Annotated in this window: 18 protein-coding genes and 1 tRNA gene; 14 read left to right on the top strand and 5 right to left on the bottom strand. The window is 31.0% G+C overall.

Translation table 11 applies throughout. From position 1 onward, the window contains the following. Positions 1-329: 329 nt before the first annotated feature. The 7 genes from AC061E_RS03740 (at position 330) to AC061E_RS03710 (ending at position 6,017) form a co-directional block, all read left to right on the top strand. On the top strand, positions 330-1,847 hold the full coding sequence (locus tag AC061E_RS03740; RefSeq protein ID WP_478285061.1) for a WG repeat-containing protein: 1,518 nt from the start codon (positions 330-332) through the stop codon (positions 1,845-1,847). A gap of 109 nt (positions 1,848-1,956) precedes the next feature. Then, positions 1,957-2,406, top strand: coding sequence for a hypothetical protein (locus AC061E_RS03735; RefSeq protein WP_478285060.1), 450 nt, complete (start codon positions 1,957-1,959; stop codon positions 2,404-2,406). 883 nt (positions 2,407-3,289) lie between these two features. Next, positions 3,290-3,844, top strand: a complete 555-nt coding sequence (locus AC061E_RS03730; protein ID WP_478285059.1) for a hypothetical protein — start codon at positions 3,290-3,292, stop codon at positions 3,842-3,844. Between the two features lie 204 nt (positions 3,845-4,048). Next, a complete protein-coding gene (locus tag AC061E_RS03725; protein ID WP_478285058.1) occupies positions 4,049-4,384 on the top strand; it encodes a hypothetical protein in 336 nt (111 codons plus the stop codon). A 4-nt stretch (positions 4,385-4,388) separates the two neighbouring features. Continuing rightward, positions 4,389-4,682 (top strand): hypothetical protein, encoded by a 294-nt coding sequence (locus tag AC061E_RS03720; RefSeq protein ID WP_478285057.1) that lies wholly within the window; start codon positions 4,389-4,391, stop codon positions 4,680-4,682. A gap of 193 nt (positions 4,683-4,875) precedes the next feature. Next, the gene (locus AC061E_RS03715) at positions 4,876-5,514 is read left to right on the top strand and encodes a hypothetical protein (protein WP_478285056.1); all 639 of its coding nucleotides are present in this window, start codon (positions 4,876-4,878) and stop codon (positions 5,512-5,514) included. A 359-nt stretch (positions 5,515-5,873) separates the two neighbouring features. Beyond that, entirely contained in the window at positions 5,874-6,017 is a 144-nt protein-coding gene (locus AC061E_RS03710) for a hypothetical protein (RefSeq protein WP_478285055.1), read from the top strand. A gap of 97 nt (positions 6,018-6,114) precedes the next feature. Here the strand turns inward: AC061E_RS03710 and AC061E_RS03705 are convergent, their stop codons facing one another. The 4 genes from AC061E_RS03705 to AC061E_RS03690 all read right to left on the bottom strand — a co-directional run bounded on the left by AC061E_RS03705 (position 6,115) and on the right by AC061E_RS03690 (position 10,016). After that, positions 6,115-7,698: a M56 family metallopeptidase gene (locus tag AC061E_RS03705; RefSeq protein WP_478285054.1), complete on the bottom strand. Its 1,584-nt coding sequence runs from the start codon at positions 7,696-7,698 to the stop codon at positions 6,115-6,117. A gap of 151 nt (positions 7,699-7,849) precedes the next feature. After that, on the bottom strand, positions 7,850-9,211 hold the full coding sequence (locus AC061E_RS03700; RefSeq protein WP_478285053.1) for a M56 family metallopeptidase: 1,362 nt from the start codon (positions 9,209-9,211) through the stop codon (positions 7,850-7,852). After that, positions 9,208-9,582 (bottom strand): BlaI/MecI/CopY family transcriptional regulator, encoded by a 375-nt coding sequence (locus AC061E_RS03695; RefSeq protein ID WP_478285052.1) that lies wholly within the window; start codon positions 9,580-9,582, stop codon positions 9,208-9,210. The genes AC061E_RS03700 and AC061E_RS03695 overlap by 4 nt, the downstream gene beginning before the upstream one ends. Positions 9,583-9,590: 8 nt before the next feature. Then, positions 9,591-10,016, bottom strand: a complete 426-nt coding sequence (locus AC061E_RS03690; protein ID WP_478285051.1) for a hypothetical protein — start codon at positions 10,014-10,016, stop codon at positions 9,591-9,593. 340 nt (positions 10,017-10,356) lie between these two features. On the opposite strand from AC061E_RS03690, the gene AC061E_RS03685 reads away from it, so the two are divergent. The 6 genes from AC061E_RS03685 to AC061E_RS03660 all read left to right on the top strand — a co-directional run bounded on the left by AC061E_RS03685 (position 10,357) and on the right by AC061E_RS03660 (position 14,400). Further along, positions 10,357-10,791, top strand: a complete 435-nt coding sequence (locus AC061E_RS03685; protein WP_478285050.1) for a hypothetical protein — start codon at positions 10,357-10,359, stop codon at positions 10,789-10,791. 348 nt (positions 10,792-11,139) lie between these two features. Continuing rightward, positions 11,140-11,499 carry a hypothetical protein gene (locus AC061E_RS03680; protein ID WP_230153868.1) on the top strand — a complete coding sequence of 120 codons (360 nt, stop codon included), beginning with the start codon at positions 11,140-11,142 and terminating at the stop codon, positions 11,497-11,499. 17 nt (positions 11,500-11,516) lie between these two features. After that, complete coding sequence (lgt, locus tag AC061E_RS03675) at positions 11,517-12,344, top strand: prolipoprotein diacylglyceryl transferase (RefSeq protein ID WP_478285049.1); 828 nt, start codon at positions 11,517-11,519, stop codon at positions 12,342-12,344. A 184-nt stretch (positions 12,345-12,528) separates the two neighbouring features. Then, positions 12,529-12,969, top strand: a complete 441-nt coding sequence (locus tag AC061E_RS03670; RefSeq protein WP_478285048.1) for a hypothetical protein — start codon at positions 12,529-12,531, stop codon at positions 12,967-12,969. Between the two features lie 294 nt (positions 12,970-13,263). Continuing rightward, the gene (locus tag AC061E_RS03665; protein ID WP_478285047.1) at positions 13,264-13,662 is read left to right on the top strand and encodes a DUF4345 domain-containing protein; all 399 of its coding nucleotides are present in this window, start codon (positions 13,264-13,266) and stop codon (positions 13,660-13,662) included. A gap of 327 nt (positions 13,663-13,989) precedes the next feature. Then, positions 13,990-14,400 (top strand): hypothetical protein, encoded by a 411-nt coding sequence (locus AC061E_RS03660; RefSeq protein WP_478285046.1) that lies wholly within the window; start codon positions 13,990-13,992, stop codon positions 14,398-14,400. A 325-nt stretch (positions 14,401-14,725) separates the two neighbouring features. On the opposite strand, the gene AC061E_RS03655 is transcribed toward AC061E_RS03660, so the two are convergent. Further along, entirely contained in the window at positions 14,726-16,114 is a 1,389-nt protein-coding gene (locus AC061E_RS03655) for a dipeptidase (protein WP_478285045.1), read from the bottom strand. A gap of 111 nt (positions 16,115-16,225) precedes the next feature. On the opposite strand from AC061E_RS03655, the gene AC061E_RS03650 reads away from it, so the two are divergent. Beyond that, positions 16,226-16,307: transfer RNA gene (locus tag AC061E_RS03650), tRNA-Leu, on the top strand. Positions 16,308-16,883: the final 576 nt, after the last annotated feature.

Genomic DNA, 16,883 nt, shown 5'->3' with positions numbered 1-16,883 from the left:
AAATGTGGTAATTCCCAAAATAGTACTGAATTAAAATCCCTGAGGTTTGAATTCTTGGGCGTGCCCCTCCGTGAAAAACTTCGGGTCAGGCTGTGCGCTGCAATCTTTGTGTTTTTAAAGAAAAAACACAAAGGATTTCCGCTGCCATCCTTCACGCGAGCCCAGTTTTCAGTTGTTGATTTTTTTATTAAATAGTAAGAAAATTTATTTATATTTGGAAAACAAATAGAGTTTATTTAATTGCTTGCATGCCTTTTATTAACAACTAATTGTTTTTATTTAAGTCAGTTAATCGTAATTGTCCCTCTTGATCACATAAAAAAGAATTTATGAAAGCAATTCAACTCTTTTTTTTAATTTTTCCGTTACTCTCTGTGGGTCAAAATAAGTTTGATGCCAAAATAGAGCAACTACAGCAAAACAATAAATATGAATATGTTTATGCTTTTGTAAATAACTATGCAGCTTTTAGAACTTTTGATAATAAAATGGGGGTTGTTGACACCTTAGGAAAGGTAGTTATTAAACCTGTTTTTAGATCAATATATATCAAAAAAGGACTTACTAATTTATTCGAAGTAGGAAATGAAATAAATAAAAAATTTAAAAGAGGTTTTGTCGATTTAAAAGGAAATATTAAAATTCCAATCATTTACGACAATGTGTTTTATGTTGAAAAACAAATAATAAGTGTTATTAAAGATAATAAATATGGTGTTTTAGATACTTTAAATAATGTTATTTTACCCACTAAATTTGACTATATTTCATTTGACAATGATTTAATTATAGCGCAAAGTAAGGGGGCAAAGAGTCTTTATGATTTTCAGGGTAAACAGATAAGTACATTGCAATTTACCGAGATTTCAAATTTTACTGATAATAGAGCAATTGTTACTTTTCAAAATAAATCAGCTTCAATTATAGATAATGAAGGAGATATAATTTTGAATAGCATTAAGAATTGTAGTTTCGAAAGCGTTTTAAACGGCGAGATTTATTTAGTAAAAGACAATTTAAACTCTAAAAAAGGAGTAGTAAATTCAAAAGGAGAATTTGTCATCAAATGTAAATATGATGAATTAAAATACATGAAGTCATTTTTCATAGCTAAAAGCAATAATAAACAAGGCTTTATTTCAATAACGGACTCAATTATCAAGCCTTTTAATTACGAGGAAATCCACTTCAGTTATTTTGGTAGACCATATGAATTTGATTTAAGAGGCTATAAAAAGGGCGATAATTTTATTGTAAAAAAAGATAATTTATATGGCGTAGTTAATCCCTACATTAAAAACGAGATAATTCCCATACGGTATAAAAATATAAGTACACTATTTGATAAGTATTATATTGTTCAAAATTCTGAAAATAAAAATGGTCTGTTTTTAGAAAATGGTACAAACGTTTTAAAGGATGAGTATCAGTTTTATAATAATTATGATAAAACAATTTTTGCTACAGAAAATAATAAACATTTTTTGATAAGTATAGAAGATGATAAATTCAGCCAAACTGAGGTATTTGTTGATGAGTTTGTGAAATTTAATGATGATAAAGAATTTCCAAAAAGTGCAAACCAGATAGTGAAAACAAATGGAAAATTTGGTATAGTCAATTATAAAAACCTGATGGTTATTCCAAGCATATATGAATTAATAGAAAGTATTTATGATACAAATGAATTTATAGTAAGGAAAAACAATAAATATGGAGTGGTAAATTCAGAAAATAAAATAGTGGAAAATATCGAATATGATGCGTTCCAGATTATAAAAGAAACTATATCGTTTTCAAAAAAGAATAATAAAACTAAAAAGTATCACTCAATATCTTTTAAATAATTGTTTGAAGGAACAACTTTTAAAAAGGATTTGGTTGTTTATACGAAGGTTTGTTTCTCTTATGTACAAGTTATCGGTGATTTAACATAACTATCAACTAAAAAAAATAATGAAAAAAATTTACCTCTCTATTTTCCTTCTATCAATATCTTTATCAAGTTGTAACTTTAATAACCGCCATACAAACAGGCCCTTAGATAAAGAAGAGGTCAAAAGAGTCACAACAAAATTTTATTATTCGCTAAGAGATAAAAAATATAAAGAAACACATTCATTATTTAGTACTAGATTTTTTGAAGTAACAGATACATCTAAAATCGATAAAATTTTTCAAGGCAGTGATGAAGAACTTGGCGAAATCAAAGACCAAATTCTTGAGACTTGTGAAACAAACGTTGTTGAGGGGGCAAATCCAATTTCTGAATATTTATTAGTTTATAAAGTCAAAAGAACTAAGTTCGATTCTAAAGAAACTATACATTTGGAAAAAGAGAACGGCACAATAAAAATATTATCATACAATGTCCAATCAGACGGATTCTTTGAACAAACAAAATAAACCACCGCCAACACACGCTACAACGGATTTGGGCATTGGGCTTAATGGAAAGATGGTTCTGTCTTTGGGATGATTTGGCAAATCCAAAGATAGAGCTTAATTTAGTCCCAAACCCGCTGTAGTGCCAAAACTTTAGCAGTAATTCCCCCTAGACTCCCGCCCTGACCCGTAAGCTAACGACGGAAAAGTGGAAAAATGTAAGGAATAAATAAGAAAAAAAATATTTTTGTAAATATTTGATTTACATGACATTAATAAAAAGTTAGTTAGAATTGTAAAGCAAACACGTATAAACATGAGAAATAAACTAATTTTTGCGTACATATTTTTTTTAGCTGTTGAGTATTTATTAAGAACTTTTGTAGAGCAATTTAAATATCATAGAATTGGTTTTTTGTTTGAATTTTTGCCAATAATGACTGCTACTCTAATAACGTCTTTCTTAAGCAGAAAAGTAACCATAAATAAATATTTTCACGAAGTCTATTTAAAATTCTCAATTGTCTCGATCTTGGGTTTTTTATCCGCAAAAACAATTCTTTTTCATCAATGGTACTGGATATTGCACCCTGAATACAAGAATAATAAATTTGATATGAACGAAGGCTTAGCGTGGACGATAATTTTTTCATTCATTGTAATAATATACATTTTATTATCTTACTTAATTTTGTTCTTAACAACTAAAAGAAATTAAATTTAAGTATAACAACTACTGCCAACACACGCTAAAACAATTTGGGTATTTGGCTTAATAGAAAGTTGGTTTTGTATTTGGGAATTTTGGCTAATCCGAAAAATAACGCTATTTTAGTCCCAAACCGCATGTAACGCGGGAACGTTAGGTGAGATGCGTCCAAAATGACAAGAAAACGAGAATGTAATGAATAATTCTAAACATTTTAAAAGAACAGAAAAACATAAACAGAAAACCAAGATTCTACAAAATGAAAAATTGAATAGCAAATTAGGTTGTCTTTTCTATATAGTAGGTATTATTTGCGTAACCTATTCTGGCAGAGCATTCAACTGTAGTATTTTTGAATTTAAATATTATGTAATCCTAATGTTGCTTTTTGGTTTTGTTGCGGATTTAGTTATTTCATTTATTGATAATAAAAAATATATTATAAAGTATTCAAAAGCTTGGGAATACATATTTTTGGGTAACATAATATTTACTTGTATATTCATAACAAATGAATATGGAAGTTTGTCTAAAAACTATAAAAAATCTTTTAATATAATATCAAAACACTATCGCACTAAAAGAGGTGTTAACAGTGTAGAAATATATTACAATGGAATTAGTCAAGAAATTAACTTACCAAAAAATACGAGAGACGAAGTGGAGAAAGCGCAATTTATCCAAACAGAATTAAATAAAGGATTACTTGGAATAACTACAATTGTTTCAACTAAACTAGAAGAAAAATAGCACCTCACCTCACCGTCGTTTGGCAATATGGCCGGATTAGACTTAATTTGAATATGGTTTTGTATTTGGCAAATTAGTGATAATCCGAAAATAATTGCTCTATTTAGCCCGACCATCGCCTACTAGCAAGACGTTAGTGTATATTTGTTAGAAACCAAACGTAAAAAAATGAAAGTACAAAATAGAATAATTTATTATTTAGTAATGTTAATAATATATTGGTTTGCAACTTCATTATTAATATCATTAGACAGTACACTACATATAAACAATGTATTTATAACTTTAGGTTTTGGATTTACTTTAATAAATAGTATTCACTCATTTTTCATATTGAAGTGGACGATTTTACTAAATGTACTTTTCTCAATTGTTATTGCTTTATTAAGTTTATTTTTAGCTCTAAAATTTGGAGATTTACATATATTTTCAAAATATGACGCTTATAATGTATTGACAGCAATTATATCTAATGTGTTGTTTTCGATTGTATTGTGGGAAATTGTATTTCAAGTAAAAACCAAAATGAACATAAATTAGAAAGATGAATAAGTTTCTAAAAATAATTAAAAACAGAAAATTAGCACTTAAAATCTCTCTATTTTATGTAACACTTGGAACTTTATCTGTTTGTTCAGTTTATCCAAAAGATTTATTTTATGGAGATTGGTCACTTTATGGATTACTAGTAACATTTCCAGTATCAGTTTTTAGTTTTGGTTTTAGGTATGCAGAATCAAATCTATTCTATCCAGTTTTCATAATTCAATTCATAATGTTTTTTATAACTTTCTATGTGTTGAGTTTGTTTATAAAAGATAAAAAAGCAAATAACTAAAAAAAACTTCTGCCGACACACGCTAAAGCAATTTGGGTATTTGGCTTAATAGAAAGTTATTTATGTATTTGTGATGATTTACTTCGTCTATTCGCTATCGCTCGAGTGGCAAATCTAAAAATAGGGCTAGTTTAGTTCCAAACCTGCTGTGTGTGCGAATGTTTGCATATATTATCACGCAAAACTAATGAAAATGAAAATTTTAAGTTTAATAAGTTTTTTGTTGATTATTCAAAGTGTTTATTCTCAATATGCAGGTAAATATGAAAATGAAAAACAACTATCATTGGATGGTAAGTATTGTATTTATAGACATGACATAGGTTATGTTTTAATGAATAACGAAAAATTCGAAGGTACTAGATTGTTAAAAGAAAATGAAGATAGAAATAAAGACAAAGGATTTGATTTAAGATCATTAATTGGCTCATGGATATCAAATGACACTTTACAAGTATATAGATTTGACAAAACACTTAATCAATATAACGATACAATTTGTCGAATAAGTTTTGAAAAATATTATGATTTAGTTGTTAAAGTTAAAACCTATCATTCTCTTGATTCATATGGATACGAAGAATACAAATTCAACAATTATAAATTACTGAGAAACAAAATTGTAGTAAATGGTATTGACAAGGTCTTTGGTGAAAATTTAGAAGACACTATAAATAGTATAAGTTTTCCACTAGGAGGAATAGAATTTAATGTAAAGGATGGGGAAATTGAAAACATTATGATTAGTATCGTAAAAACTAAATTTGATTTTGAAAAAGAAATGGAACCCGGCAAATATTCGAAAGAAAAAAAAAGCAAGTATAGAGTATAAGAATTTATATTTTTACCCAAAAAAAACTATTAAAATTGACATTCTTAATTTGAGAGGAGTCTTTTTAGATATAAAATAATATCTGCCAACACACGCTAAAACAATTTGGGCATTTGGCTTAATTGAAAGTTGTTTTTGTATTTGAGATAATTTACTTCATCTTCGCTATCGCTCGAGTACAAAACGGAAAACAGAGTTCAATTCAGGTTCAAACCATCTGTTATGCTGGGACGATAAGTGTAAGATTAAAAAAAATATAACTTTAACTCAAAACACAATTACCGTTCAGAGAGTTGCTAATAACAATTTTGAAGGGAATTTAAAAAAGTTACTTTTGATAGTATCAAATGATAGTGTCAATGAAGTCTCTTTCCGCCACGACTTCTCAAATTCCTAAGCAGATACGTTTTATTTCGGTAATGATTGGAGAAGAAATACAAAATGATCTCATTACATATTCCTCTTTGTATGGAACAAAATACATCTTAAAAAAAGGTCTTTAACGATTTTGTGTAATAAAGTATTTCAACATCTAAAACCTACAATATTTTAAAAGCAAATCCGCTTCAGGTCTAGTCTTGAAGCGGATTTGTTTTTAAATTAGGATTTGGCTGATTGTATAGTTATTGGTAAACTGTATAGCACTCGTACGGGCTCGCCTTTTACTTTTCCAGGAATCCATTTTGGGCAAATGTTCATTACGCGTACTGCCTCGTCACCAGTGCCAAAACCAATATCACGAATGTTCTTTACGTCAGTGATACTTCCGTCTTTTTCAATGATAAAAGTGATGTAAACCTTCCCTTTTAAATGGGGTTGTTCTGGAGTTTTAAAATTCTGCCCTACGAATTTGTAAAATTCCATAATGCCTCCCGGAAAATCTGGTTTTTCTGTTATTCCAGAGGTAGTGTAAATATCTCCAACTTGATCGCTAGAGGTCAATTTCGAAGCTTCGACCTGATAGTCTTTTTCTAAAACAGTAATGGTGTCATTATTTAATTTCACTCCTTTGCTGTCTACTCTAAATCCATATCTATTGTAGTATTCTCTTTCTGTACCTTTTGTTACATAAAAATGAACATCATTGTTGATGTTAATATAGCCGTTAGCTGCAGGGTTACCGTTAATGTCTACAGATCCTTTGTCATTAAAATAAAGGCTACCAATTTTGGTATATTCTTCGTTCTTAATTTTCACGACCTCTAGTTTTTTTCTTTTTACGGTGTCGCTTGGTTTTTCTGCCTTTTCAATTTGTTGCAATGCACTTTTGGCAATTGCAATTTTCTCATTCAATTTTGGTTGCTTTTCCACAATTGTATTGTTCTTTTCTCTCGCAACTGTTTTAATGCAAAAGGCAATTAAAAGTATCGATAGTATAGGGATAATTGTCATTTTTTTGACAAGGGAAATCTTTTGAGAGGTGGTTTTAGTCATCATAAGTAATCGTTTTTTAGTTATTAAATAGTTCAAATTACTGGCCAAGTAAAAAGTTGGGTTCGCGTTTGCCTTTGAAAGCAACAAAGATTGGTAAAACGGAACATCGTTATAAGAGTGCACAACTTTCTCATCGGCGAGAAATTCGTGGTTGAGTTGTATGGCTTTTTTGAAAAAAATAAATATAGGATTGAACCAAAAAATGGTTTTCAATATCTCGATAAATAAAATATCCAAAGTGTGTTTTTGAGTCACATGCGTAAGCTCGTGTGTGTACAATTCGGCTTCAACTTGACGGTTGTTGTATTCTGTTTCGTTGATGAAAATGGTATTCAAGAACGTGTGCGGTAACGTTTTTTCGGGAACCAAAACCAATTGAGCATTCTGGTAGGCAATGGCTGTATTTGATTTCATTTTTTTTGAAATCTGCATCACATTACGCATGAATCGCAACGCCAAAACAAGGGTGACCAAACCATACAATCCCCAAAGCGCTATGGCAAAATAGTTTGTCTCTTCCACTACAACTGCAGTTGTTGGTAGGATTTGGATATTTCCAGCCGTAACTGCAGGTTGTGCAATTTCCTGAACAACTTCAATAGTTATAAACGGAATCACCATCGAAAAAACCAAAGCAAACAACAAGTAAAACCTATTGAAGTGGTGCATTTTTTCCTTTTCTAACAGCAAGTGATACACTCCTAAAAGCACCACAAGGCTGAGGGTCGATTTGATTAGAAAGTCGGTCATTTTTTCTTTTTTAGAATTTCACTGTCAATTATTTTCTTGAATTCTTCCAGTTCTGTTTGCGACAAATTGGTTTCTTTGGTAAAGAAAGAAGTATAAAGGTTTATCCAGAAAGGAAATAGAAGTTTAGTTCTTTGGTCTATGTTCTTGTCTACTATTTAGTTCTGATAGGTCTTGTATTTTTATCTTTACAAATTGTAACTTCTAATTTTTCTCCACTGAATTTTTTGTGCGAGTTTTTTAAATTTTTATCGAAATAATTATGTGTGTAAAAATTATATTGGTAAGGCTGAGGGAATTTCTTGCTTCTTGCATTTTTATAAACGCTGCTACCTTGAAAAAAAGCAATTTCACTAGGTTTAAAATTGTTTAGTGATTTATTCGTTTGGTGAACATCATCTATCCAAATGGCGTATTTTTTAGGATCTTTAAAGTTTTCTAGTTCTTGAGTTGTTGGTGATTTTTTTTCGCGAGCAGTTGGCACATAGAATAAAGCTCTTTTCTTGTACTCTTCACTTAGATCTTCATATTTGGTGTCAATTTCCTTGTTTTTTACAAGATCATGAATGACCACTCTTACTCCTGCGTAGTATTCATCTTTTTTGGAATCGTTTGTTGCTATAAGTTTAGTTTTGGTGGTAACTTGTGCAATGTTTTTTACTTGAGCAATAGTTTTGAAACAAAACAAGAAAAATAGTCCAGATAGAACAGGTATCAAAATGATTTTCTTCGCAATTGATTTTGAGTTTGATGTGGTTTTAGTCATCATAAGTAATCGTTTTTTAGTTATTAAATAGTTCAAATTACTGGCCAAGTAAGAAGTTGGGTTCGCGTTTGCCTTTGAAAGCAACAAAGATTGGTAAAACGGAACATTGTTATAAGAGTGCACAACTTTCTCATCGGCGAGAAATTCGTGGTTGAGTTGAATGGCTTTTTTATAAAAAATGAAAACGGGGTTGAACCAAAAAACGGTTTTCAATACTTCGATGAATAAAATATCCAAAGTGTGTTTTTGAGTCACATGCGCAAGCTCGTGTGTGTACAATTCGGCTTCAACTTCACGGTTGTTGTATTCCGTTTCGTTGATGAAAATGGTGTTTAAGAACGTGTGCGGTAGCGTTTTTTCGGGAACCAAAACCAATTGAGCATTCTGGTAGGTAATGGCTGTATTTGATTTCATTTTTTTTGAAATCTGCATCACATTACGCATGAATCGCAACGCCAAAACAAGGGTGACCAAACCATACAATCCCCAAAGCGCTATGGCAAAATAGTTTGTCTCTTCCACTACAACTGCAGTTGTTGGTAGGATTTGGATATTTCCAGCCGTAACTGCAGGTTGTGCAATTTCCTGAACAACTTCAATAGTTATAAACGGAATCACCATCGAAAAAACCAAAGCAAACAACAAGTAAAACCTATTGAAGTGGTGCATTTTTTCCTTTTCTAACAGCAAGTGATACACTCCTAAAAGCACCACAAGGCTGAGGGTCGATTTGATTAGAAAGTCGGTCATTTTTTCTTTTTTAGAATTTCACTGTCAATTATTTTCTTTAGTTCTTCCAGTTCCGTTTGCGACAAATTGGTTTCTTTGGTAAAGAAAGAAGCAAATTGTGATGCCGAATTATTGAAAAAGTTACTAATCAATCCGTTAACGTGTTTCGAGAAATAGTCGGTTTTCTTGACCAAAGGATAATATTCTCTTGAGTTTCCAAATTCGCGGTACGCTACAAATTGCTTGTCAATCATGCGTTTTAGTAAAGTGGCAACCGTTGTGGTAGCAGGTTTTGGCTCTGGGTAGGCTTCGAGTAAATCTTTCATGAAGGCTTTTTCGAGTTGCCAAACGTGTTCCATGAGTTGTTCTTCGGCGTTGGTGAGCTGTTGCATAAGTTTTTTTAATTGGTGTATGTTTCTTGAACGGGTATTCCTTTTTCGTAGATTTTGGTGCCTAATAAAACTCCTTCGGAATCATAAAATTCCCAATATCCGGTGGGCAGCCATTCTACTTTTGAGTAGATTAAGTATTTTTTTGAGAATCCTATTTGCTGTATTCTTCCAGTGTTGTGGTATTTAATCACATGGCAACTGTTCTTTTTAAATTTTTCTTGCGATACTAATCTTTCACCCACGAACTGCTTCCACGTTCCGGTTTTGTTTCCTTTATGATAACGCCCGATAGCACTAGATTTAACATTCATAAACTCCTTACTTTCTACCCATTTACCGGTTTTATATCCGTTTTTAGTTTGATTGATACTGCAACTTGCTAGGCTGATGCAGAGGCTTATAAGAATAATAAGATAGTAATTGCGGTTTTTCATATTCTACAGTTTGAAACATTGCTCTACAAATGTAGAGTAAAATTTGAAATAAACAAATGTTTTGTAAAAAAATTGTCCGTCAAGGATTTACAGGAGTAATTGAAATAGAGTTTTGCTAAAGCCATATATCGATTTAACAGTATACTCTATCTAGCCGTAAGAAATTTGTTTATATTTGAACAAGGAAAATCGAAACAGACCATCGAAAATGTACCTTGATTTAGGTTTGTTATTAAGGTTTGTTTTGTAGAAATAGCAGTTTGCGATCAGTTAAAGTTAAAAATAAAAAATACACTTATAGAATTGATTTTATTTGTGGACAAAATCCTAAAAAGTAAAAATGGAATTTAGAATCTTAAATTACAGAATGCATAAATCAACTAAAATTAAGTTATATTTTTATTCAATACTTTCGCTAAGTATTATTTGGTTATTCATTTTTCCAAAACCAATTAAAAACTTTGCTCCAATTGTATTTGTAATACCAACTTTTCCTGTCTTTGCTTTGAATTCATACAATGGAGTATACAAATTTAGTTCAGCACTTAAAGAAATACATCTTGATTTGTTTCGAAAATATGTTATTGATTATGGAAATATATATGACCGAGGCAAAATAGTTGATATAGGATTTATTACTAAAAATGAAGATTTTGAAAATTTACAAGATGCTAATCTTTATGAAATGTATAAATTATGTAAACAATTTATGAGATTAGCTATTTATTCATTTGTAATTTTTGGTTTATTGGGAATCGCAACTGTTTATCTTTAGAAAATTTATTTCAGAAAAATTGTTATTGGAAAATGAAATCCATATTTGTCAACATATGCTTGAAAAACGGGAGCTTAAAAATAAGATTGAAATCTTAATTTAACTTGAAAGTGCCTAACAGCCAATAGCTAATACAACAGATTTTAGCCTTTGAATTAATTTAAAAATAGATTTGTACTTGTGTATACATGCAGGAACTATTCCTAGAAAACAGCGTTAAAAAGTAACATTAAAGTAATTAAAGTAAAAAAGTAAATAATCTGAAGTAATGAAAAAAATACTATTAGCAATGATTGTTATATTGCCTCTGTTGACCTTACAAGGACAATCATAAAAATACAAATAGTTATGAATAGAATTATTTTTTTGATAATCTTTTTCACGATTATTTCTTGTAAAAAAGACGAAACTAAAACTATAACTTTCAGAAATTGTAAAGTTGAATACATGAGTTTTGGTAATGGACAAAAAGAAATCGATGAAAATAATTCAATTTCAAATCAATGGGAATTTGAATCAGCAAAACGCGAATTAGCATTATGTTTGTGTGAGAGTTATTTGGAAAAACCTGATACAGAAATTAAAGCTAAGATTTTGGAAATATATAATACTGAAGAAGAATATTATGAAAATTCGAATAATTTAGAGTTTGACACAATTTTAAAAAATAGAAAAGAAGTTTTTGATCCAACAATTTTACTAGATTAAAATAAACACAGAACGAGATGACAAGACTATACATCAATTGGGATTTTGATTCCGAAATAATAAACATTTTTGGTTTCCCCTTAAAATATTATGGGCTTTTATTTGCCAGTGGCTTGCTTTTAAGCATGTATATTCTTAAAATAATTTATAGAAGAGAAAACTTAAAAGATAGCGCTCATGAAGCATTGTTTCTATATGGAATTATATGGATTTTTGCTGGAGCAAGATTGGGACATTGTTTGTTTTATGATTTTGACTATTATTCAAAAAACATATTAGAGATTTTTTTACCCATTCAAAAAACGATAAACGGAGGGTATAAATTTAGTGGCTATGCAGGTTTAGCCAGTCACGGCGGAACGGTTGGGTTGATTGTTTCACTTTTTTTATATTCAAAAAAATATGAAATAAAATACCTGAAAATACTAGATTTGATAGCTATTGTTGCGCCATTAGGAGCAGCATTTATAAGACTTGCCAACTTAATGAACTCAGAAATGATAGGCAATCCCACAACCTTGCCTTGGGCTTTTATTTTTAGTAGGATTGATAGTGTTCCTAGACATCCAGCCCAACTTTATGAAGCCATTGCTTATCTGCTCATTTTCGGGATTGTTTTTGCTATTTACAAAACGAAAAACATTACCCTAGGAAATGGATTTTTGTTTGGTCTGGCAATAACTTTAATTTTTACGATGCGCATTTTAATTGAGTTTGTCAAAATCAAACAAGTAGAATTTGAAGAAGGAATGCTATTGAATATGGGTCAATTGTTGAGCCTGCCTTTTATAGCAATTGGGATCTATTTTATGGGAAAGAATGCAAAAAGACAGCGTTCTTTGTAAAAATACTATGCAGCGAAGGTTGCAGCAACGGTGTTGTGAATTCTATTAATGAACTAATGTTTTTGAATCTAGGATGAAATTATTCGCAATCATTCAGTTTACAACCGAATAATAAACATGATTTAAACTCGAAATGCTTGTAATGCTGGAACGATGTATAATATTTTATCCTAATAGAAATTAAATGAATAAATCTAAATTTAAGCTTTCAATTATTATTGTATTAGTTCTTGCATTTTCATATTATGTAATTTCTTTTTTTTCTACTTTTCATTTTTATGCGGCAGGAAGTTATCCTTATGCGGAAACATATTATCTCAATTACTCCGAAGAAAAAATCATCAAAGCAATTGATAAACTAAATCTTAAAAATACGGATTTAAAGGATAGTGATTCTTCAGACTATTGGCATAATATTTATTTTGATTTAGAAGACAAAAAAATTCATTCATGGACAAGATCCTTTGGTGAAAACGAAACAAATATAGCTTTTGTTGCTGTTAAAAATAAAAATGAAAAATGGCAATTGGTCAATCAGGACTTAAGCTTATTTGAAAATATATTGATAAAAAGAGAGTTTGAAAAGATGGTTGTAGAAAGATTAAAAATCGAATTGAAAAAGTAAACAAGTAACAGTCATTTTTAAGTAACTTGAGTTATTTATTAGCACCTTTTTGTTTCAAGTTTTTGTTAAACGTAGATGTAATGATTATAAAATACAAAATTCTTAAAATATTGGAATGTAAGACCGTGAATAAATCTCTTAAAATTTATTGATATTGGGAATGCAGCGAAAAAAAAATCAAATATCAAACTTATAAGAGATTGATTTTGTTTTTTGTACAGGCTGATGTTATATGCATTGTTAAAATAATAAGAGAAAAAAGATGCAAAACAGAATTTAGAAATCAAAGTATAAATGAAAAGTAAAATAAATTGGATTCTACAAAATCTACATCTAATAATATCGTTATCGATTGTAGTTCCAACAGCAATAATTTATGGTTCGCCGTCAATTCTGCCGGAGTATTTAAACATAAAAGTAAATACAGTTGACTTTTCCAATATGTTAAAAGCAATAATGTGTTTGTATCTCGGAATTTCATTCATTTGGATTTTGGGAATTTGGAGAACTGAATATTGGAAAACTGCTACGCAATTAAATGTTTTATTTATGCTCTCTCTTGCAACTGGACGAGCAATAAGTATGATAATGGACGGATTTCCTACAGGCGGTTATATTTTTGGAATTATTGCGGAATTTGTGCTCGGATTTTATTCGATTTTTCAATTAAAAAAATATAATAGGAGAGAATAAAATTTTATGAAAGTTAATAGTAAACAAATACTGCAAAAGTTTTTAGCAATTGGTTTCATCGACAAATGGTTTAGAATCTGGGATGATATTAGTCGAATTAGCTCGGGTGGAAATCTGAAGAATATACTTAATTTTGTTTAGTACCAAATCTTTTGTAGTCAGAGAATGTAAGACAATGATAAAATCTCCTCAAATTCATAAATATTTCAAAGGCTATCAAATAAAAATCTAAAATAGGAGCTTATAAGGAGGTTGATTTTAGACCAATATTGTGCAGCACTAAACCAGAAAACTAAAAATTAATTAACAATAACTATCCATATTATAATGAAAAAATATTTTTTTATCCTATTAATTTTGTTATTTTCTAATAAAGTAATCTCACAAGAAATCACTCAAAAAAATATAATTGGAAAATGGAAAGTTGTCAAAGTTTTGAAAAAAATTGAGAATCCGAATTTAAAGGATATCGTTAAAAGTTTTAATACTGCAGTCTTTGAATTTAAAGAGAATTCAGATTTCAAATTGACAACAACTGACAACTCAAAGTTGTTTTCAATGATTACAAATATGACTAACAGTTCTAAATGGAAATTAAATAGTAATAATTATGTAATTCATGTTGGTCACCAATCCGACGGATACAATATTCTAAAAATAGTTGTAGCAGAAGCTAATGGTAAAATAATTTTCCATTTAAGTGAAACTGAACTTGATTTAGAAGTAGAAAAAGTTTAGTAAAGTATTCATCAATGATTTGCTGTCAATACTTTTGAAATTTAGCTTTATGATAGAGTGGTGTTTTGTATTTCTCCAAGTTTTCTACAACTAAAACCATTTTATCTCCTCAAAAAAAACATCAACGAAGCACTATTTTGCGTTAAGGATGGAAGTGGAAATCCTTTTTAGGTGCCTTTTTTTGGTGGCTAAAAAGATTGAGAACGTACAGCCTGACCTTGTTGCTTGACGAATCGTGTTGTTCAAGAAGGATTTTATGCAACAAGGGAACGCCCAAAAAAAAATCCGCCCTGTGGAGAGCGGATGATGTGGGTTTTGACAGCATTTATTTTGACAATTCTACAAAATACTTGTAAAACAACGGTATGGTTTCGATTCCTTTGAGGTAATTGAAGATTCCGAAGTGTTCGTTTGGCGAGTGAATGGCATCGCTGTCGAGACCAAATCCCATGAGGATGGTTTTTGATTTCAATTCTTTTTCGAATAATGCTACAATAGGGATGCTGCCTCCGGAACGCACGGGAATGGCTGGTACGCCAAAGGTTTCGGTATAGGCCATGTTTGCGGCTTTGTAGCCAATGCTGTCTATTGGGGTTACGTAGCCTTGCCCGCCGTGATGCGGTTTTACCAAAACGGTTACGCCTGTAGGGGCAATGCTGTTGAAATGTTTAGTGAATAATTCCGTGATTTCTTCCCAGTCTTGATTTGGGACTAAACGCATGGAGATTTTGGCGTATGCTTTACTGGCAATTACCGTTTTGGCTCCTTCGCCGGTGTAGCCTCCCCAAATTCCGTTTATATCTAGCGTAGGTCGGATGGAGTTTCTTTCGTTTGTTACATAGCCTTTTTCGCCGTACACATCGTTGAGTTGCAAGGCGTTTTTGTATTTTTCTAAGCTAAAGGGCGCTTTGGCCATTTCGGCTCTTTCTTCAAGTGATAATTCCTCAACATTGTCATAAAAACCTGGAATGGTGATGTGGTTGTTCTCGTCGTGAAGCGAAGCAATCATTTTAGCCAACACGTTGATTGGGTTTGCCACAGCACCACCGTACAAGCCAGAATGCAAGTCGCGGTTTGGTCCCGTAACTTCCACTTCTACATAACTCAAACCGCGCAAACCAGTTGTGATAGACGGTTGCTGATTAGAGATCATACCAGTATCTGAAATTAAGATGACGTCGTTTTTAAGTTTTTCTTGGTTGCGTTCTACAAACCAGCTTAGGCTTTTAGAACCAATTTCTTCTTCGCCTTCAATCATGAACTTGACGTTGCAAGGCAAAGTGTTTGATTGTACCATGTATTCCAGCGCTTTTACGTGCATGTACATTTGGCCTTTGTCATCACAGGCTCCACGGGCAAAAATGGCGCCTTCGGGATGGATATCGGTTTTTTTAATTACGGGTTCAAATGGAGGAGACGTCCACAACTCCATTGGGTCTGGTGGTTGCACATCATAATGTCCGTAGACTAAAACGGTAGGTAAATTAGGGTCGATTATTTTCTCGGCATACACGATTGGGTAGCCTGGTGTGTCGCAAATTTCGACAAAATCACAGCCGGCTTTCTCTAAACTGGCTTTTACGGCATCGGCAGTTTCAAAAACATCGTGCGAATAGGCAGTGTCAGCACTTACGGACGGAATTTTTAATAATTCGATTAACTCATTGATAAAGCGTTCTTTGTGTTCTTGAACGTATGCTTTTATGTTTTCCATTAGTTGAATGTTGTTTATATTTTCAAAAGTACAAAAAAGAGTATGAATATTTTTTATCAAAATTGTTTTGAATATTCGAAGTTAAGTGTATCTTTGCACCCACAATAAGCCGCGGATATGGTGAAATTGGTAGACATGCCAGACTTAGGATCTGGTGCCGCAAGGCGTGTAGGTTCGAGTCCTATTATCCGCACTTTAAGAACGCAAGCCCTTTAATTATAGGTGTTTGCGTTTTTTGTTTTTAAAACTTGCCAAACCATTTCAAATAAGTATAAAAAACACTCCTTTTTTTTATATTATTTACGGTGCAAAAATATCTTTGTTGAGGGTATTAAATAAAAACTGCGTTATTATATTAGTTTTCAATCTTTAAGAAAAATTGAGTTCAATCTTTAAAAATCAGTTTATATCAGTTAACTGAATAAAATAATTATATCTACTTTGGTCTACTTTAGAGCAGAATTGAAAAAAGTTTATTAATCAAACTTGAAATTAATTTGAATTAATTAAACTGAAAAAAACTGATTAATCAACTTAAAAACCAACCGTTAAAAGTTTTGTTTAAACACGTGTAACAGATAGGGATATATTCACGCGTTATAGATATTACGAAATTCAATATAATTCAATTAATTCATTTTATATACGCGTGTCAGATAGTTTGAAATTTGAAAAAAGTATTGATTAATCAAAAAACATCATTAATGATTATTTACACACGTCTCAGGCAGTACGATATTGTAATATATTATATTATAGATAATGTGAA

The sequence above is a fragment of the Flavobacterium sp. GNP011 genome, from assembly GCF_056428925.1.
Note: the sequence above shows the minus strand (reverse complement) of the source record. Positions and strands in the feature narration are given on the sequence as shown.